Origin of the sequence: Agarivorans sp. TSD2052 (assembly GCF_023238625.1) — a bacterium.
GTDB lineage: Bacteria > Pseudomonadota > Gammaproteobacteria > Enterobacterales > Celerinatantimonadaceae > Agarivorans.
This window is the reverse complement of record NZ_CP096670.1, coordinates 152,321-169,955: the sequence shown is the minus strand read 5'-3', so window position 1 is coordinate 169,955 and position 17,635 is coordinate 152,321. Positions and strand designations below refer to the sequence as shown.

At 44.5% G+C, this 17,635-nt stretch carries 21 protein-coding genes; 7 read left to right on the top strand and 14 right to left on the bottom strand.

Annotated features, from left to right (window positions below):
* Positions 1–7: 7 nt before the first annotated feature.
* From coxB to M0C34_RS00805, 3 genes are all read right to left on the bottom strand, one after another.
* Positions 8–1,075 (bottom strand): cytochrome c oxidase subunit II, encoded by a 1,068-nt coding sequence (gene coxB, locus M0C34_RS00815; protein WP_248715570.1) that lies wholly within the window; start codon positions 1,073–1,075, stop codon positions 8–10.
* Positions 1,076–1,403: 328 nt separating this feature from the next.
* Positions 1,404–2,045: a transcriptional repressor LexA gene (lexA, locus tag M0C34_RS00810; RefSeq protein ID WP_248713775.1), complete on the bottom strand. Its 642-nt coding sequence runs from the start codon at positions 2,043–2,045 to the stop codon at positions 1,404–1,406.
* A gap of 385 nt (positions 2,046–2,430) precedes the next feature.
* Positions 2,431–2,847, bottom strand: a complete 417-nt coding sequence (locus tag M0C34_RS00805; RefSeq protein ID WP_248713774.1) for a hypothetical protein — start codon at positions 2,845–2,847, stop codon at positions 2,431–2,433.
* A gap of 120 nt (positions 2,848–2,967) precedes the next feature.
* Between M0C34_RS00805 and M0C34_RS00800 the strand changes: the two genes are divergently transcribed.
* Positions 2,968–3,222 (top strand): hypothetical protein, encoded by a 255-nt coding sequence (locus tag M0C34_RS00800; RefSeq protein ID WP_248713773.1) that lies wholly within the window; start codon positions 2,968–2,970, stop codon positions 3,220–3,222.
* 329 nt (positions 3,223–3,551) lie between these two features.
* On the opposite strand, the gene M0C34_RS00795 is transcribed toward M0C34_RS00800, so the two are convergent.
* The gene (locus M0C34_RS00795; RefSeq protein WP_248713772.1) at positions 3,552–4,376 is read right to left on the bottom strand and encodes a trypsin-like peptidase domain-containing protein; all 825 of its coding nucleotides are present in this window, start codon (positions 4,374–4,376) and stop codon (positions 3,552–3,554) included.
* A gap of 478 nt (positions 4,377–4,854) precedes the next feature.
* On the opposite strand from M0C34_RS00795, the gene M0C34_RS00790 reads away from it, so the two are divergent.
* Entirely contained in the window at positions 4,855–5,838 is a 984-nt protein-coding gene (locus M0C34_RS00790) for a hypothetical protein (RefSeq protein ID WP_248713771.1), read from the top strand.
* A 105-nt stretch (positions 5,839–5,943) separates the two neighbouring features.
* On the opposite strand, the gene M0C34_RS00785 is transcribed toward M0C34_RS00790, so the two are convergent.
* Positions 5,944–6,423, bottom strand: coding sequence for a MarR family winged helix-turn-helix transcriptional regulator (locus tag M0C34_RS00785; RefSeq protein WP_248713770.1), 480 nt, complete (start codon positions 6,421–6,423; stop codon positions 5,944–5,946).
* A gap of 127 nt (positions 6,424–6,550) precedes the next feature.
* Between M0C34_RS00785 and M0C34_RS00780 the strand changes: the two genes are divergently transcribed.
* The 4 genes from M0C34_RS00780 to dbpA all read left to right on the top strand — a co-directional run bounded on the left by M0C34_RS00780 (position 6,551) and on the right by dbpA (position 10,999).
* Positions 6,551–7,456: an EamA family transporter gene (locus M0C34_RS00780; RefSeq protein WP_248713769.1), complete on the top strand. Its 906-nt coding sequence runs from the start codon at positions 6,551–6,553 to the stop codon at positions 7,454–7,456.
* 675 nt (positions 7,457–8,131) lie between these two features.
* Positions 8,132–8,755: a hypothetical protein gene (locus M0C34_RS00775; protein ID WP_248713768.1), complete on the top strand. Its 624-nt coding sequence runs from the start codon at positions 8,132–8,134 to the stop codon at positions 8,753–8,755.
* Positions 8,756–8,962: 207 nt separating this feature from the next.
* Positions 8,963–9,436 carry an NYN domain-containing protein gene (locus M0C34_RS00770; protein WP_248713767.1) on the top strand — a complete coding sequence of 158 codons (474 nt, stop codon included), beginning with the start codon at positions 8,963–8,965 and terminating at the stop codon, positions 9,434–9,436.
* A 174-nt stretch (positions 9,437–9,610) separates the two neighbouring features.
* Positions 9,611–10,999 carry an ATP-dependent RNA helicase DbpA gene (dbpA, locus tag M0C34_RS00765; protein WP_248713766.1) on the top strand — a complete coding sequence of 463 codons (1,389 nt, stop codon included), beginning with the start codon at positions 9,611–9,613 and terminating at the stop codon, positions 10,997–10,999.
* A 39-nt stretch (positions 11,000–11,038) separates the two neighbouring features.
* Here dbpA and M0C34_RS00760 read toward each other — a convergent pair whose 3' ends face one another.
* The 5 genes from M0C34_RS00760 to M0C34_RS00740 form a co-directional block, all read right to left on the bottom strand.
* Positions 11,039–12,064: a Solitary outer membrane autotransporter beta-barrel domain gene (locus tag M0C34_RS00760; RefSeq protein WP_248713765.1), complete on the bottom strand. Its 1,026-nt coding sequence runs from the start codon at positions 12,062–12,064 to the stop codon at positions 11,039–11,041.
* Positions 12,065–12,215: 151 nt separating this feature from the next.
* Entirely contained in the window at positions 12,216–12,815 is a 600-nt protein-coding gene (locus tag M0C34_RS00755; protein ID WP_248713764.1) for a glutathione S-transferase family protein, read from the bottom strand.
* A 1-nt stretch (position 12,816) separates the two neighbouring features.
* Entirely contained in the window at positions 12,817–13,701 is an 885-nt protein-coding gene (locus tag M0C34_RS00750) for a DMT family transporter (RefSeq protein ID WP_248713763.1), read from the bottom strand.
* A complete protein-coding gene (locus tag M0C34_RS00745) occupies positions 13,694–14,050 on the bottom strand; it encodes a VOC family protein (RefSeq protein ID WP_248713762.1) in 357 nt (118 codons plus the stop codon). Before M0C34_RS00745 ends, M0C34_RS00750 begins: the two co-directional genes overlap by 8 nt.
* 35 nt (positions 14,051–14,085) lie before the next feature.
* A complete protein-coding gene (locus M0C34_RS00740) occupies positions 14,086–14,874 on the bottom strand; it encodes a PhzF family phenazine biosynthesis protein (RefSeq protein ID WP_248713761.1) in 789 nt (262 codons plus the stop codon).
* A gap of 306 nt (positions 14,875–15,180) precedes the next feature.
* Here M0C34_RS00740 and M0C34_RS00735 point away from each other — a divergent pair, with 306 nt between their 5' ends.
* On the top strand, positions 15,181–15,381 hold the full coding sequence (locus M0C34_RS00735) for a cold-shock protein (RefSeq protein ID WP_137672498.1): 201 nt from the start codon (positions 15,181–15,183) through the stop codon (positions 15,379–15,381).
* Positions 15,382–15,491: 110 nt separating this feature from the next.
* Here M0C34_RS00735 and M0C34_RS00730 read toward each other — a convergent pair whose 3' ends face one another.
* From M0C34_RS00730 to M0C34_RS00715, 4 genes are all read right to left on the bottom strand, one after another.
* A complete protein-coding gene (locus M0C34_RS00730) occupies positions 15,492–16,193 on the bottom strand; it encodes an aspartate/glutamate racemase family protein (protein ID WP_248713760.1) in 702 nt (233 codons plus the stop codon).
* Between the two features lie 20 nt (positions 16,194–16,213).
* Positions 16,214–16,462 (bottom strand): DUF2164 domain-containing protein, encoded by a 249-nt coding sequence (locus M0C34_RS00725; RefSeq protein ID WP_248713759.1) that lies wholly within the window; start codon positions 16,460–16,462, stop codon positions 16,214–16,216.
* A 2-nt stretch (positions 16,463–16,464) separates the two neighbouring features.
* Positions 16,465–16,998 carry a GNAT family N-acetyltransferase gene (locus tag M0C34_RS00720; RefSeq protein ID WP_248713758.1) on the bottom strand — a complete coding sequence of 178 codons (534 nt, stop codon included), beginning with the start codon at positions 16,996–16,998 and terminating at the stop codon, positions 16,465–16,467.
* 206 nt (positions 16,999–17,204) lie between these two features.
* Positions 17,205–17,627, bottom strand: coding sequence for a GNAT family N-acetyltransferase (locus tag M0C34_RS00715; protein WP_248713757.1), 423 nt, complete (start codon positions 17,625–17,627; stop codon positions 17,205–17,207).
* Positions 17,628–17,635: the final 8 nt, after the last annotated feature.

Below are 17,635 nucleotides of genomic sequence, written 5' to 3'. Positions count from 1 at the left end.
ACTCTCCCTACTGCGCTGCATTCTGCACGGCCACAACATCCTTGGCCTGCACTAGATCACCCGTATCATTACCCCAAGCATTTCGCTCATAGGTAATCACCGCCGCCAACTCTTTTAAGCCCAGTTGTTTACCAAAGGCCTGCATCGCGGTACCCGGCACACCATTTACCACCACATCAATGTGTTTGCTCACGTCGCCCACGGCGATTGGGCTAGCTTTTAGCCCAGGGAATACTCCCGGCAAACCTTCACCATTAACCTGATGACAAGCAGCACAGCTTTTCTCATAAACTTTTTCGCCCAGAGACATCAACTCGTCTTGCTCCATGGTCATCGCCACTAATGCAAGCTCTTGTGCCTGTTTGGCTTGATAAGCGGCTTCTTCTTCAGCCAGCCACGCATCGTATTCTGCTTGCGGTTTGGCTATCACTACAATGGGCATGAAGCCGTGGTCTTTACCACATAGCTCTGCACATTGGCCGCGGTAGATGCCCGGTTTATCGATAATCGTCCACGCTTCGTTAATAAAGCCTGGATTAGCATCTTTTTTAACCGCAAAGTCTGGCACCCACCAAGAGTGAATAACATCTTCAGAGGTCATTAAGAAGCGAACCTTCTTACCCACAGGCAACACTAAGGGCCGATCAACCTCGAGTAGATAATTAGCGCGTTTGCTCAGCTTGCCGTTCACTTCGCCCCAATCAGATGCCAGTACACTGTAATACTCTAACTCTTGGTCAAAGTACTTGTAGTGCCACTTCCATTGCGAGCCGGTAACTTGAATCGTTAGGTCTGCATCGGAGGGATCTTCCATGGCGAGTAAGGTTTTAGTCGCAGGGATCGCCATACCAATCAAAATAACGAAAGGGATGACCGTCCAAATAATCTCGACTTTGGTACTTTCATGAAACTGAGCCGGAACGGCCCCTTTAGATTTTCTATGATGAAAAATGGCCCAAAACATTGCGCCAAACACCAGAGCACCAATTGCACAACAAATATAAAAAATTGTCATGTGCAAGCCATAGACTTGCTCGCTTATTGAGGTGACACCTGGACGTAAATTGAATGACATTTCTTCCGCGTATGCTTGCGACGTAAAGAATGTCAGCAGTAATAGCTGTATCCATCGGCCCACAGCGCTCTCCTTTGCTAGTAGCCAACGACAACAACTTCCCAAATCAGGAAGTGGCTGCGAATAAAGGGATAACTCCCACCCCGAACCAACAGGTTGCAACCGCTAAACACAACCTACTGCTTATAAATTAACCTTTAAGTTATGGAATTGTAAATAAAATGTTTATTTTTTTATTGCGAGAGATAAAAGATGTGATGATAACGACAAAAGCCCAAATCAAATTGATTTGGGCTTTAAAATGCGGGAACTATTGTAAAACTTAAGCTTACATCCAATCGGCAGTGCGAATAATGCCGACTGCTAAGCCTTCAATTTCAATGCTCTGATACTCTAAATCTACCTCAATGGTACTGAGCTCTTGGTTTTCAGGGTGCAAATAAACCATTTTGCCATCGCGCTCAAAACGTTTTACCGTGACATCATCTTCCAAGCGGGCTACCACCACTTGACCATTGTGAACATCGCTGGTTTTATGCACCGCCAATAGGTCGCCGTCCATAATACCAATGTCTTTCATGCTCATCCCTTGCACACGTAGCAAGTAATCTGCGTGCGGCTTAAATAAATTAGCATCAACCGCATAGTGAGACTCTACATGCTCTTGCGCCAAAATAGGCTCGCCAGCGGCAACCTGCCCAATCAGCGGTAAACCCGCTTCTTCAGGTTGTTGATTAGCAGCCGGTGTAGACAAATAGGCATCGGCAATGCGGATCCCACGAGAGGCGCCAGGGATCATTTCAATTGCGCCTTTTTTCGCTAAGGCTCGTAGGTGTTCTTCGGCAGCATTGGCCGAGCGAAAACCCAGCTCTTTAGCTATCTCGGCACGAGTAGGCGGCATACCTGTATCTGATATATGTCGTTGAATAAGTTCAAACACTTCGGTCTGACGGGGCGTTAAGGGCTTCATAGTCTACCTGTAAGTTTATACAGCACACTGTTAGTATATACAGCATTAGCGATGAAGCAAGGTTTTATCTAGGATCAAGCTATAGTGTAGGTTTCAGTTTCATTGAAATGCTTTCCGCTACGTTGAAACTACACCCGATATTTCGTGACACCCGTGACAAATAAGTAGAGGTTGGAGTAATAGACGGATACGAACAGCCGAGCTAACTCATTTTTGGACAAATGCGTGTTACGTTATTAGCTCAAATATCGGTGGTTCGGATTAGATTCAGTACGGTTAGATCGGAGTTAACGCCCGGTTTTGGGGCGGACTTGGAGCTGCGAAGCAGCGGAAAGGCCGTCCCAGCCCCAACGGGGCGATAACAACCGCTTGTTAGGTAATTCATTTATGACAGCCGTAGAAAACTCTTATACTCAATCACGATATCGTACTTAACTCCCGCTTGCTTTAACCGACCTACGATATGATTCGCGACCTCATTTGGCCGCTCGTGCGCATATTGGACATCAACAACTAAGATATATTTCCCATCTCTCTTAAGTTCGACAAGCATGACGGCCTCCCCCTCATACTCACCACTCCAAGATCTCAACAACTCGTTACGAGGGCTGTTAGCCCAGCGGTTATAACTTCGTATCCAAGGCTTTTTATCCTGAACCAAGCCATTATCACTGCAAAAATTTTCAATGGCGCTATCAGTAATACCGTTGCTATCAGCTAAATCAATCACTGCAAAATTACCACATGCAGTCAACGGAAGGATAACGAAAAATAAAGCCACTCGAAGCATCATACTTTTCATCTGACATCACCTAGACATAATGATCCCCGGTGAAAGTGCCGACCTCCTGCGTTTATCGTGGGTTAGTCAAACTAGAGCCACACTGTTAGATGCAAAGTCTTAACAGAACAGGAGATCGACATGTCTACATCTAGCACGTTTTTTATTGGACCAGATGTTCACAAAGAAACCAAAGATGCCGCTTATTGTGTTGATAATTCGAGAGATGAGCCTGTGTTCCAAGGCACCATTCCCACCAATATTCGTTCTATCAACAAACTTATCAAAAAATACAAAGACTTGGCTAGTCATCTTTGTGTGGTTTATGACGTTGGGCTTTTTACATTGGGCTGCTGTTGCTTCAATACACATCGCGATCCAAACCGACAACAATAACAATGTCGTTACTCAGCTATGCCCTTGTAGCCAACACCCCATGCACTGCACAGGCATAAGCCGAACGAGCTAGCCGAAAGGCGAACAGTATAAGGATAATGGCAGGGCTTAACATGAGGATGAAAATACACACAAAATAACAACTTAGCACTACGCCAAACGGGTAAGGGCTTAACGCCGTTCACCCCGTCTTAGCCAAACTCGCCTTGCGAAAACTAACAAGGCCTTGACCCCGCCAACCTCAACACCGTTATTGACTATAGAAGGGAGCATCGGGCTTGTTCAACACCCGAATAAGGTGTCGGCTGCGCGACACCTATTCTTATTCGTTATACGAGTTTGCCACAACACTCTTTATAGCGTTTCCCGCTGCCACATGGACATTGAGCGTTTCTTGCAACACCTGTTAAGGTTGGAACCGTATTGTTTTTTGTTGGATTTATACATTCTTGATTAGCAAAATCTATTTTAAAGCCGATACCTATACCTGTATTTGCATTCGCTTCAAGGACGCTTGTTATAGCACCTAGACCATTAGCAATTAAGTTAGCGAATTGCCCAAAGTCGACGCCCATAATATTAACAGAACCGTTATTAGCAATTGCTTGGCAATGAGATGATAGTTCTGCGATTGGCTGGCCTAATGCTTGTAAAGAATCACCACCTAAAAACCTCCGCTGAGTAACTATACCTATAACACTTCCTGTTTCACAATCGACGATTGGACCTCCTGAGTTTCCACCATTAACTGAACCATCAATGTAGAAAGCATGGCTGTTGGATGGCCCTGAGATAATAGCCTCATGAACTAATAAGTCATGAATTCCATGTGGGAAACCTGCAAATAAAATTTTCCTACCTCTTGGTATTTGGCAAGGTTCTTCCGGATGAAGGATTATCCTACCATCAGGTAAAGGCTCAACAAGCTCAAGCACAGCGAAGTCATATTTTGATTTGTGAGAATAGTTTTTTAACGTAACTCTTAGTTTTTGACCCGACTCTGTTACTGCAAAGATAGGATTGCCACTGGATATGTGATTCTCTATAACATGGTGGTTCGTAAGGATTGTTTTATCATCCCTAAAGCTAAAACCACTACCCGAGCTACCATGGCATTCTATTCTGAATGTGGCATTAGCTAAATTTTGATACATCGACTCATCCTTTACTCGTATAACAGCTTGTTAATAGGAAAAATTCCTTGTTTAAACAAGGGATTTTTCCTATTAACATACATTTGATAAAACCCAGATTATCACCTTTCCTAAGCTGTATCAGCCACCTAGCTCGAAAAATAACAAAAACATCAGCACAAAAGAATGCAAGCCTTTGTGGAAAGAAGGAATCACAATTTATATGTGTATAAGCACAGCGCTTTGTCCACAACAGTAGAAAAATTAAGGGTACATAGGTTTAATAAGTAACCAAAAACTTGCTTGAAAGGTTCGCTTAGCTACCACATAGCGTTTATGATCTAAGCGACTTGGGGGCATAATGAGTTAACACGCTGCCTCATAGAACAAAATAATCGCGACTCTACGCAAGTTGTTAGAAAAATAGGCGTTCAAATTTTGCCGCTATCTTATGTTACCGCTACGCTTAAGCCATCTTTTCCTTATGGATATTTTCTCAATGAGCATTAAAAAAAATCAAGTTATCGCCCTTTCATCGGTCATTTTACTGGCTACAGGGTGCTCACCAGCACCGGGTATAGCGTCCAGTGGAACTATCAGCGATTACCGTGGTTCAGCAAGTATTACGCAAGGTGCTGCTCACACCTTGGAATCGAATATATTTGAGTGTGAAAACGGCCGTAGCCGAGTTGCAGGTATCGGTGAGATTACCGCTTCAGAAGGGACAGTTTGGACGGTTCCAGCTAAAAACCATTTTACTACAGCACCAAAAGCTATCGACTTATACGAAGAATGCGCAAGCATCACCCCGCAAAGCCTTGCTAACGTAGACGAAGCCTCTGTACCCGTCGCGGTGGTCGATACTGACGGTGAAGAAATCACAGGCTATATCTTTGCTGACAACTACTTTGAGTTATACATCAATGGCACGCTTGTAGCGGTAGATACCGTACCGTTCACCCCCTTTAACTCTAGCATTGTGAAGTTTAAAGTTAAAAAGCCTTATACGATTGCAGTAAAAGTCATTGATTGGGAAGAACACTTAGGTTTGGGTACTGAAGATAACCGTGGAAAGGCCTATCACCCTGGTGACGGTGGCTTTATTGCAAGCTTTAGTGATGGAACGGTGACAGGTTCAGATTGGCAAGCTCAAACATTCTATACCGCGCCCATTTACGATCTAGCCTGTCTGACAGAAGTTGAAAACAAACGTCTATCAGAGACTTGTACTACAGAGGGTACAGATCATGGTGAGCATGCTTACGCTGCCCATTGGGCAACGCCAAGCAATTGGATGGCAAAAGAATTTGATTCAAGCTCTTGGCCTCAAGCAACCTTATATTCAGAAGATGAAATAGGTGTAAATAACAAAAAGGCCTACATGAATTTCATTGAAAAATTCAGCGGTGCAGGGGCCAGTTTTATTTGGTCAACTAATGTCGTACTGGATAATGAAGTGTTACTGAGATACGAAGTAAAATAAATCTTTGATAACGCCTCTTTCTACATTGAAGCAGACAATGATGCGTGTAACGTCCATTCGGTTGCAGTGGCTCATGCACGGTAACAACCGTACTGAACACTCAGGCTACGCGTTAGCGAGTAAGCCCTTTTTCAACAAGGCCGCTAGTTGATTTTTTTCTTCTGCGTCGAACATATTTAACATTATATCCATGTTTACAATATGGGCATCGAGGGCTTCGTCGAGTTCTGTTGTGCCTTGCTCGGTGAGCTTTACCTTGCAGCTTCGGCGATCTTGCTGGCTGGCAATCCGCTCTATTAAGCCACGCTGAACCAGTTTCTCAATCCAAGTGCTCACTGCGCCCGATGACAACATTAAGGTTTTGTAGAGTTCGGTAGGGGTAAGAGGCACTTGGCTACGGCGCAGTGTTGCTAATATATCAAACTCGATACTGCTTAAATTGTGTTGCTCAAACACCCCGTCTAACTGCTTTTGCCACATAGCATTTACTTGCCGTAAACGCCCAATAATGCCCATTGCAGAGCAGTCCATATCGGGCTTTACCTTGCCCCACTGCTGCAAAATGTTGTCTACCGGATCCTTCATCGATAATGCCTAATTAACTATCTTTTCGAAAAGATACTTGAATAAAAGTGAAAATTCTATTACTTTTCACAAAGTGTCTTTTTGAAAAGATACATTATTGAAAGATAACTAAGCATGGCAAACCGTTATGACACTACGTGAAACCCTCAGCACAGTGGCACTTACCGCTATTGCACCCATTGTGTGGGGCAGTACTTATTTGGTCACCACAGAATTATTGCCGGCGAATAGCCCGCTAACCGCAGCCATGTTACGCGCACTGCCTGCTGGCATAGTGCTCGTGCTATTAACCCGAACACTGCCGCGTGGGCATTGGTGGCCTCGCCTATTGGTACTTGGTTTTCTAAATATTGGGTTCTTTTTTTACTGCTTGTTTTTTGCCGCCACACATCTACCCGGGGGGATGGCTGCGCTTGTTATGTCGATTCAACCGCTGCTAGTCATGGCCCTTAGCTACTTTTTGCTAAACAGTGCGTTAAGCATAAAGCAGATGGTGGCAGGCTTGATGGGCATAGCTGGTATCGCTTTGTTGGTAGTAAACAATCAAGCTGAATTGAGTACCCAAGGTATTTTAATGGGCATGTTAGGGGCCGTCACCATGGCTTATGGCCTAGTAATGACCAAGCGCTGGGGCCGACCAAAAGGAATGACCTTACTGGGTTTTACCGGTTGGCAACTGCTATTGGGCGGGTTAATGCTGCTACCTGTGGCATGGTCAATTGAGGGCTTACCTAGCCAACTAAGCCTTAAAAGCCTTGCTGGGTATAGCTACCTGAGTATCATGGGCTCGGTGCTCGCCTATTCGTTATGGTTTCGTGGTATTGAAAAGCTGCCGACAATTACAGTGTCATTTTTAGGGCTGTTAAGCAGTGTGTCGGCTGTGGTGCTTGGCTATATAGTGTTAGGACAATCACTCACCTGGCTGCAGCTGTGTGGCGCATTAAGCATTTTTGTTTCTATTTTGCTCGCAGCATCAAAAGCCAACAGCACACCGCCAACCGGCATCTTGAAAACTCAAGCAAACGCTGCATAAGTTTCTTCATCTAGGCTGGCGCTAAAAGTATTGTTCAACCAGCTTCAAATGAATAAAACACTAGGCATGTAAGTTCTGATACTAAAGTAACCGTGACTCCAGAGGGTGGGTTCCCCAGCGAACCTACTCATCTATAGTTAACTGCAGGGCGGTTTACCTTTTCACAGCCAGTGCATTGCCTAATCAAGTACGAAGAATCTGCTAAGGTGGCTCTGCCCCAGAGCGGCCCCATTTATTCATTTATTTTGACAAAAAGTATAGAAAGTCTCTTTCTTACCGATTATCTTCAACTCAACAAAGTAATTTTTTCTCAAAGCAGAACAAGCCTTCCACCAAAAGTAATATAATAAACGGGCGTCTCCTCTTTTTGTTTTCTTCAAGTAAATATTTATCAGTAAAGATAACTTTTAAGCCCCATGCCAGTAAGTGAGGCTTATGCTTACTGGCACTCCCTCCCAATAACAGCCAATTAGCCAATTAGCCAATTTAAGGCTCCGCCAAGCTTTTAGCCCTTGCTATTTACGAGTGTTTTAAACGCCCAAGTTTTAGTATTGCCTCACAAAACTTGAGGCTTGCTCGAACAATAGCCAAAAACGAGAATCTCATCACGGCTAAAGTACTATCATTATAAAATAATACAATAACTAGCATGCTACATTTATTGGAAGGGATTGTATGAACGTAACTAAATCTATCGCTCTAGGTACCAGCTTACTTACCAGCTGTCTGGTTTTTTCTGCTCACGCTTATGTTCAAGATCCTCAGCTTACTGAATACCGAGCAAATAAAGGAAAAAGCTCAGTATGGCTATCTCATGAAGACTCTAAAGAAGGTTATGGGGATGTGGGTAGCTCTAAAGACAGTGCATTTGACGCCGAAGGCTCATCGCGCTTTCGCTTTAAGCGCGATGTGGCCTATCATGACTTCAATTCGACTCCAGGCTTAAGCCAAATTGTTAGTGGACTACCCAAGAATACTGACATGACCTACTCACTCTACTACTGTGATAAAAAAGGGAATAACTCGCCAACTAAATTGCACTTTGGTGTAAGAACAGTGGCTGATAGTGCTCCCTTGACCGGTGATGTCATTGCCGATAGCAAAGCGCATGTCAGTGAGTTAGCTATGGCTCCTCAAGGTAACAAGAAGTGTTTCCGCCAAGTGAGTGTAGACTTCAACACCGGAGCCAATACTAGCGTTGAAATATTCAGCTTACTGGAAGTCGATACCTCGGCCGAGCTCAGCCTAGATAAAGAGCTTGAAGTCAGGGTTGATGAGTTCTCGATTACCAACAAGTAAACCGCCAAACACTAGGTAGCCTTTAGTATTAACGCTACCTAGTACTGCCCCAATACTTCCTTAAGCTAAACCATCCTCACACCATCTTGCTGATGACTTTGTGCTCATCGCAATTCAGCTACAGCTATTTGCCAGTTGCCATGTAATAATTGCTGCTTGAACCATCCACTCTAGCTGAGCTTGTAACCCCAAGCCGATAGGCCATAAGTGAAAAAAATAGCCATATTCGCCGATGTGCAAAACATCTATTACACCTGCCGTGAAGCTTATGCCAAACAGTTTAACTATCGTCGTCTTTGGCAACAGTTGCAGCACCAAGGAGACATCGTTGCCGCCTATGCTTATGCTATTGATCGCGGCGATAATCAGCAGCTTAAATTTCAAAGCGCCCTAAAACACATTGGTTTTGAGGTGAAACTTAAGCCTTTTATACAACGCAGTGACGGCTCAGCGAAAGGTGATTGGGATGTGGGAATAACCATTGATGTACTAGAAGCTGCGCGCGAAGTAGATATTGTGGTGCTACTCTCCGGCGACGGTGACTTTGCGATTCTGCTTGATAAGATCACCCAAGACTACTCCGTTGAAGCCTTGGTTTACGGCGTACCGAGTTTAACCGCGCATGCTTTAGTTAATGCTGCCAGTAACTTTCAAGCTATTGAGCAAGACTTATTGCTGTAAATGGTCGCTCTCTATATTACTGTTTAACCACATTAAACTAAGCTAAGCACCGTTAATCTGTAAAAAGCTGTCATTTTTTACCCAATTTGTAATCAATTTCAGCTATCATCGCGCCCCACTGTAAATTCTACAGCGATATACACTTTATCTTTAACCCTCGAAGAGGACGCCATTTTGAGCCAAACCGATTTTTCTACTTTAACGCTACATGCGGATTTATTAAGTAATCTAGAGACCCTAGGTTATAGCTCAATGACGCCTATTCAAGCGCAAAGCCTGCCTGAGATTTTGGCCGGAAAAGATGTTATCGCACAGGGCAAAACTGGTTCGGGTAAAACCGCCGCTTTTGGCTTAGGTTTACTCAACGCTTTAGACGTTAAACGCTTCCGTATTCAAAGCTTAGTATTATGCCCAACTCGCGAGTTAGCCGACCAGGTGGCTAAAGAAATCCGTAAACTGGCTCGTGGCATTCACAACATTAAAGTACTAACGCTTTGTGGTGGCATGCCATTTGGCCCACAAATTGGCTCACTGGAGCATGGTGCGCACATTGTGGTCGGCACTCCTGGGCGCGTAGAAGAACACTTAAGCAAAGGCACTTTAAAGCTCGATAATATTAAAAACCTGATTCTAGATGAAGCCGACCGCATGTTAGAAATGGGCTTTCAAAGCGCCATTGATGCGATCATTGATTTGGCTCCAAGCGATCGTCAAACCTTATTGTTTAGCGCCACCTTCCCTGAACAAATTGAAAGCATCTCTAAACATATCATGCGAGATCCGGTGCGCGTTGAAGTCGCCAGCACCCATGATAACTCTTCGATATCTCAGCACTTTTTTAAAGTAGACGACAATGAACAGCGGATGCTAGCTTTGCGCTTACTGCTATTAGAACATCGCCCTACCTCTAGTGTAGTGTTTTGTAATACCAAGCGAGAAGCCCAAGAAGTGGCCGACGAATTGCTCCAGTTTGGCTTTAGTGCATTAGCGCTGCACGGTGATTTAGAGCAACGCGATCGTGACCAAACCCTGCTGCAATTTGCCAATAATAGCGCCTCGGTGTTAGTGGCCACTGACGTAGCTGCACGAGGTTTAGATATTGATTCGCTAGATGCAGTGATTAACTATCATATTGCGCGTGATGTTGAAATCCATGTGCACCGCATTGGCCGTACTGGTCGTGCCGGTAGTAAAGGCATAGCCTGTTCGTTATTTAGCGATAAGGAACACTTCAAAATTGCCTTGTTAGAAGATTATTTAGAGCGCCCTATCGAAGATGAAGACCTACCATCAATGGCCTTGCTAAATAAAACACCTAACCAACCATTAATGGCTACCTTGCAGATTGATGGCGGCAAAAAGCAAAAAGTAAGAGCTGGCGATATTTTAGGGGCTTTAACCGGTGAAAATGGTATTGCCGGCTCTCAGGTAGGTAAAATCAACCTATTCGATAACCGCGCTTATGTCGCGGTAGAGCGTGAAGTACTTAAGCGTGCACGTAAAAAACTAGAACACGGTAAAATGAAAGGCCGCTCGTTCCGCGTGAGGCACTTAACGCTATAAGTGCAGAACAACGTTAAACGCCAGCTCGCAGCTGGCGTTTTAATAGGTATTGTAATTAAGCACCAAACTGCCACCTTTAAGCACACTGCCATAATTAAACAGTAAACCAATACTAACATTGTCTAACCAACCCGCTCCGTAATGCCCCGTGCCCATTAACAAATCAACACCAAATTCGTAATAATGCGGTGTTTGAAAGGCTTCATTGGTATTCCCCGTAAGATCGACACGAGACGCCGACAGCTCTCCAGAAAATGCGATGTCCCAGATTCGTCCAATGGGATGAGAGTAATACAGGGTATTGCGCCACGAACTGGCTTGTATATCTACTTGGTGGCTAGCAATGTCAGAGCCATAAGATTGGCCATAAATATATGAATAACGAGAGCGATATTTAAGCTTATGATTGGTCCAACGTTTCTGATATTGCAAAGCTAAACTGGGTTGTAACATCCACGCATTTAGCGAAAAGTTAGTGAGAACGCCATCGAAAACAGGCTGAAATATTTGGCTAACAGAATTATTGTAAGTGTAGCGCTGCTCTAACCTGCGAATACTGCCACCTAATTCACCACTAAAGCGCCAGTTAGCAAAGCTATCCCAATGAATTCCACCGGCTAAATACCCTGAGTACAGTTTCAACTTTTCTTGATCGCGAGTCGGATCTAGCTCCTCAAACAGTGTGATGTCATGGAAACGCTGGGTATACCCCAAACGTCCGGTCGTGTAAGTTTCCCAACCTTGACCACGCCAAGGTAAGCGCAAGGTCAGCGGTAGGGTGAGCGTTTTGAGCTCGTTTTTTAATCGGTTGGCATCATCCCCCCCTAGGTTATCGTCGTCTATTGGAATAAAACCTGAAGGGTCAAAATTTACAAAGCCAATGGTCACTGTTTCGCGATCATGAATCACCGCGTCAGCGGCAAAAGTTCCCGCTATATTACGTTCAAGAATCGGCAAAATTTCATTTTCTAAATGACCGTCTTTTAAGGCTGCCCGAGAACTAGCGGCTACTCCACAGGCCAAGCATATAAGCCATAAGCGGTTTAGCCATTTCGCCTTATTCATCCTTGAATAACCTTTCAATATACACCTCATCTACGCGGTAAAGGCTGAGACCTTGCTCGCTTTTATTTATCTCGTTCTCGCGATAGCGCTCATTTAGCTTAGCCTACTGGTTTTTGATTTAACAAACTAAGGATGTTGTTTAAGCAATCAACTACCATTTTTTTGCTTCAAGCAATGCTTGTTGAAACAGCGGCCAATTCACCAAGTGTTGCTGATAGCGCCCTGCATTACCATCAAGAGTTACACCATATTGCAGCAAGCGTAACGCCATCAGCGAATAAAAGGCATCAACCGCGCCTGCATGTCCAAATGCGAAACTCGGACCAAATGGTTGCCAAATACAGGTTAAGCGCGCTATTTCAGACTGGAGTGGAATAGTTGAAGCGGTATCTGGCGTCTGTAAAAGTTGAAAAGGTAATTGGCTGCGAATCAGTGAAAAACCCGAATGCAACTCTGCTAAATAACTTCGGGCGATAGCACGTTTACTGGCGCAGGCTGGATAAAGACCGCCATTACACAGCTCATTGGCAAACTCTGTTATCGCCAAAGAGTCATGAACGCTCACCTCTTTGGTGTGTAACACCGGCACTAACATCGTCGCAGATTCAGCTCGTAGCTGCTGCTGATAACCTGCATCACCCAAAGCAATCGTAGTAATATCAAAATCTAACTTGGCCAACTGCAGGCACAAATAGGCGCGAATCGACCAGGTAGACTCACGCCCTACCACGAGATTTAATTTTGGCTGCATTCTATTCTACGCCCGCGGTGACTTTTAATGCACGCTGGCGACTATAGATGGTAAGCATAATGCCCCCTAACACCAAACTGGCAGATAACACAAAAGTAAGCCCCAAGGGCTCGCTAGCAAATAACCAACCACCAACGGCGGCAATAATCGGCACTAATAGCTGCAATACTGCGGCTTGGCTCGCCGACAGACCCGATAATGCGACATACCAAATCCAATAACCTAAACCCGAAGCCAACGCGCCCGACATAACCGCAAGTAAAATACCTTGCAGACTTAGGCTTGACTGGCTGGCTAGCCACGGCAACAACAGCATTAAAAAGGCTAAACTACGCCAAAAATTAAAACAAGTATCGCGGCTGGGGCTGGTCGACCTGCGCCCATTTAAGGTGTAAACACCCCAAGCACAGCCCGCCAGCAACATTAAGATAAAACCGACAATAGATATTGAGCGTTGCTCGGACGGGGCCAATAACAGCACCAAACCACTAAAGGCTAAGGCTATACCTAAACCCTCACCCAACTTTAAGCGAGCCCCCTTAAAAATAGAAATGCCCACCATGGTGAGTTGCACCGCAGCAAACAAAATCAAAGCACCAATGCCGGTATCCAAATACACATAAGCGAAAGAAAAACAGCTGGCATAAATAAACAGCATTAAACCTGACAACCAACTGCCTTTAGCCTTGCTAGCATTGTTATCTTGCTTAAGGGTAATCAGTAAAGCGAGCGTGAATGCGCCAGCAATTAAGCGAATACTTGTGAAGCTTGCCGCGTCAATTTGTTGCTCACCCAAAGCTAAACGGCACAATACCGAGTTGCCCGCAAACGCAATTAAAGCGATAGAGGTACTCAACCAAGTCAGTAAAGGTGCAGGTTTATTCAATGTCTGACCACACAGCAAACTCATTACCGCTAGGTTCACAAAAATGAAAGCGCCGCCCCCCCGGAAAACTAAAAATAGTTTTAGTGATTTGCCCGCCAGCAGCCTCTACCTTAGCCAAGGTTTGCTCAAGTTGCTGGCTATAAAACACCAGCAGCGCTGCGCCGTTTTCGCTCGACGATTTAAGAGCCGCTTGATAAAACCCTCCATCTAAGCCTTGCCCCGAGAACGCAGTGTATTGCTCACCAAAGTCGACGAACTGCCAGCCAAAAGCCTGAGTAAAAAACTGTTTAGTCGCCGTTAAATCGGCACTGGGAAATTCCACATAATTAAGCTTTTCGTGTTGGTTCATCTTTATTTCCTTATCCGCTTATCGCTTAAGCCTGCCTATACAAACAGGGTTCCTTGCATGTAGGTGGTTGCATGTCCTGCGACAGTGACACTCTGCTTGTTTAAGGTACAGTGCAAAACACCTCCCCGAGCAGAAGCTTGGTAAGCCAGCAATGTTGTTTTATTTAAGCGCTTTGCCCAAAAAGGCGTAAGACCGGCATAAGCAGAACCCGTCACCGGATCTTCATAACCACCATTAGCCGGCCAAAAATAACGCGAAACAAAATCATATTGCTTACCTTTGGCGGTGACCACAACATCATAAGGAGCCAGCGTTTTGATCAATGCTTCGTCTATTTCAACCGCCTCAACGTCGGCTTGCTGATCATAGACCGCAAAATACGCTTGCTGATTTCGTAATATTTCTAGTGGTTTAATCGATAAGCCGTCTAACAACGCGCTAGGTATTGGCTGCAGGCTTGGTTCATGTATCGGGAAGTCCATTTCAATCAACCCCCCCTCTGCGCGACGAGCCAATAAATCCCCCACTTGCGAGGTTGAGAACTGCAGCTTGTGCAATGTTGGCTGCTGGCTAAACAAAAGATGTGCAGCCGCTAGCGTGGCGTGACCACAAAAATCGACCTCACAGATAGGGGAAAACCAGCGAATAGAATAGTGAGCCGAGCCCAAAGGGATCAGGAATGCTGTTTCTGAAAGATTATTTTCTATAGCGATGTTCTGCATCAAACTGTCATCTAACCAGCTGTCTAAAATGATCACCGCAGCAGGATTACCTTTGAATAAACCCTGACTAAAGCTATCTATTTGATAAATATTTAAAGTCATTACATTCCTTGTTATTAGACTAATTGCCAATAGCCCAAGTACTTAGCAATATGCGTCTGTCAACTTTACACAACGCACTCATCTGAACAGTTGGAGAAAGATCACACATACACCTTTACATTACCCCAATATACGTTACACTTCTCTCGCTGGTAAAGGTTACAGCGGATATTTATGCCCCATCAAGCGCGTTGATTTTTCGAAATTTATACCTGTTTGTTCGTAAGTAATTTCTGCATCTTTCGGCACCCTATAATTTACCCGTTTTTGGTGTGAATTTTATTTATTATATTTTGGAGATTACTCATGGCTACAGGTCGCGTAAAATGGTTTGACGAGCAAAAAGGTTTTGGTTTCATCGAGCGTCCAGACGGTAAAGATGTATTCGTACATTTCCGTGCTATCAAAAGCGATGGTTACAAAACTTTGGCTGAAGGCCAAGAAGTACAGTTTGAAGTAGAAGAAGGTCCTAAGGGTCCTCAAGCTGCTAACGTAACTGTTGCTTAATTTGCTTTTAAGGCATTAGTATCCATTTAGTCTTAGACTAATTAGACACTAGCTTTAAGCTAAAAAAACGGTCCTTGTGACCGTTTTTTGTTTTCTGGCGTTTAGTCAATTTAATTGGCTTTACAGTTAAAAGCCTGCTGAGCTGCAGCCGCTACATGAATCGCCGTAGTATCGTAAAGTGGTACTTGAGTATGTTGCTGCTGAACCAATAAGGCTATTTCAGTACAACCCAAAATAATTGCTTGTGCCCCACGAGCCTGTAAATGCTCAATCTCAGCCAAATAACTCTGTCTCGACGCTGATGAGATGATCCCCTGACACAATTCTTGATAAATAATCTGATGTACTTGTTCCATAGCAGCACTTTCAGGCACTAATACCTCAATGCCTTGCTCAGCAATGCTTCCTTTATAAAAATCTTGCTCCATTGTGAAACGTGTCCCTAACAAGCCTACCCGCTGAACGCCATCTTTAAGTAAACTTGCGGCCGTTGCATCGGCAATATGCAATAACGGAATATTAATCGCCTGCGCTACTTGCGGGGCCACTTTATGCATAGTGTTAGTAGCAATCAGTAAAAAATCAGCACCCGATGCTTCAACAGACAAAGCGGCTTCTATCATCTTGTCGGCAAGTGCGAGCCAATCCCCTTGATGTTGTAGTGATTCAATTTCTGCAAAATCTACGCTAACAAGGTTGATCTTGGCTGAATGCAGCCCGCCTTTTATTCGCTTTGCGGCCACATTGAGTTGTTGATAGTAACTTAGGGTCGACTCCCAACTCATGCCACCAATAATACCAATAGTAAGCATGACAGCTCCTTATTTCTGGTTTACCACTTAGTGGGTTGCTCGATTTCATATAAATCGTCGGCGACATTATCCATCCGCTTTTGGATCACTACCTGAGCATCTTGTAGACCTTGGTTATAATAAAACGCGCCCAGTTCTTCAGAGAAGAAATCTAACAGAAACTCGGCATCAAACTGACCCACTTCAATATCCAGCTGTTGTTCGCAATAAGCTTGAAGCTTGTCGACTAAGGCGGTTTTTTGCTCACGAGAGAACGCTATTTTAGACATGTTTAACTTTCCTCTGCGACTCGTTGCTCTAAGGCTTCAATTTGTTGCTCAGTTTTTATTTGTCGCTGCCAATAACCCACATTTACCCAACGACCAAACTTACGTCCAATCCGCTCGAACTCTGCCACTTTGTGAAAACCTAAACGCTCATGTAACGCAATGCTTGCTGGGTTAGGCAAAGCAATCCCACCAATCAAGGTGGCAATTGGGTAGTCTTCAAGTAAGTCTATTAACTGGCTATATAGTGCCTTTCCCACCCCTTTACCTGCGGCATCCTTGGCTAAATAAATGGAGCATTCGGCAGCAAATCGATAGGCGCTCCTCGGCTTCCATTGCCCTGCATAGGCATAGCCGAGTATTTTTTCATCGCGCTCAAAAACCAACCATACATAATGTTGTTGTAGCTGGGATATTCGCGCTGCAATTTGCGCTACATCCAGTTCCACTTCCTCGAACGTCGCACTAGAGTGCCGAATATAGTGATTATAGATATCACAAATTTGCTGACTATCCGCCTGCTCGGCATCTCTGATCATGGCTGCTTCCCTTACTGCTATGCAACAAACACTTAGGTTCAATTTATCGGCAATTATTGGTTTTCACAATAATTAGTTCAAGCATCTTTGCATAGGGAGTATTTTTAGTGGCAATTACAAGCGCTTAGGGAGTGCATTTCAGCGTTTGGTAAACTCGTAAGCGAACCCTTTCACATCATCGCCTTCATCGAGAACGGCTAGCTACGCTAATTTATATTGCGAGTGAAATGGTGACTTTTAATATCAAAGCCGTTGCGTAAATAGAAGCGATGGGCAGCAAATCGCTGTACCCCCGACCCCAAATGCAGCTGCTGACACTGTTGCTGTTTAGCATAATCTATCAGCCAATTTAGTAGTACTTGTCCAGCGCCTTGTGAACGCATAGCTTCAATAGTCACCAGATCATCAAGGTAGAGATGCTTTCCCCAAGATAGCTTCCAGCCAATAACAAAGCCAGCGACAGCGATTACCTGCTGGTTGTGACAAAGATACGCAAGCTGATAACCATGCTGACGTTGCAGCTGAATCTGTTCAACTAATTGCGCTAAGGAGATACTGGGCCTTAGCTCCTGCATTACTGCTGCCACGCTCGGCAATTCGGCCTCTGATTCAAGTCGTTTAACCTGCATGACTTGCT

Bases quoted from the DNA above. Each gene is read 5' to 3' on its own strand.
- coxB (WP_248715570.1), bottom strand. From the start codon at position 1,075: ATGTCATTCAATTTACGTCCAGGTGTCACCTCAATAAGCGAGCAAGTC.
- lexA (WP_248713775.1), bottom strand. From the start codon at position 2,045: ATGAAGCCCTTAACGCCCCGTCAGACCGAAGTGTTTGAACTTATTCAA.
- M0C34_RS00805 (WP_248713774.1), bottom strand. From the start codon at position 2,847: ATGAAAAGTATGATGCTTCGAGTGGCTTTATTTTTCGTTATCCTTCCG.
- M0C34_RS00800 (WP_248713773.1), top strand. From the start codon at position 2,968: ATGTCTACATCTAGCACGTTTTTTATTGGACCAGATGTTCACAAAGAA.
- M0C34_RS00795 (WP_248713772.1), bottom strand. From the start codon at position 4,376: ATGTATCAAAATTTAGCTAATGCCACATTCAGAATAGAATGCCATGGT.
- M0C34_RS00790 (WP_248713771.1), top strand. From the start codon at position 4,855: ATGAGCATTAAAAAAAATCAAGTTATCGCCCTTTCATCGGTCATTTTA.
- M0C34_RS00785 (WP_248713770.1), bottom strand. From the start codon at position 6,423: ATGAAGGATCCGGTAGACAACATTTTGCAGCAGTGGGGCAAGGTAAAG.
- M0C34_RS00780 (WP_248713769.1), top strand. From the start codon at position 6,551: ATGACACTACGTGAAACCCTCAGCACAGTGGCACTTACCGCTATTGCA.
- M0C34_RS00775 (WP_248713768.1), top strand. From the start codon at position 8,132: ATGAACGTAACTAAATCTATCGCTCTAGGTACCAGCTTACTTACCAGC.
- M0C34_RS00760 (WP_248713765.1), bottom strand. From the start codon at position 12,064: ATGAATAAGGCGAAATGGCTAAACCGCTTATGGCTTATATGCTTGGCC.
- M0C34_RS00755 (WP_248713764.1), bottom strand. From the start codon at position 12,815: ATGCAGCCAAAATTAAATCTCGTGGTAGGGCGTGAGTCTACCTGGTCG.
- M0C34_RS00745 (WP_248713762.1), bottom strand. From the start codon at position 14,050: ATGAACCAACACGAAAAGCTTAATTATGTGGAATTTCCCAGTGCCGAT.
- M0C34_RS00740 (WP_248713761.1), bottom strand. From the start codon at position 14,874: ATGACTTTAAATATTTATCAAATAGATAGCTTTAGTCAGGGTTTATTC.
- M0C34_RS00735 (WP_137672498.1), top strand. From the start codon at position 15,181: ATGGCTACAGGTCGCGTAAAATGGTTTGACGAGCAAAAAGGTTTTGGT.
- M0C34_RS00730 (WP_248713760.1), bottom strand. From the start codon at position 16,193: ATGCTTACTATTGGTATTATTGGTGGCATGAGTTGGGAGTCGACCCTA.
- M0C34_RS00725 (WP_248713759.1), bottom strand. From the start codon at position 16,462: ATGTCTAAAATAGCGTTCTCTCGTGAGCAAAAAACCGCCTTAGTCGAC.
- M0C34_RS00720 (WP_248713758.1), bottom strand. From the start codon at position 16,998: ATGATCAGAGATGCCGAGCAGGCGGATAGTCAGCAAATTTGTGATATC.
- M0C34_RS00715 (WP_248713757.1), bottom strand. From the start codon at position 17,627: ATGCAGGTTAAACGACTTGAATCAGAGGCCGAATTGCCGAGCGTGGCA.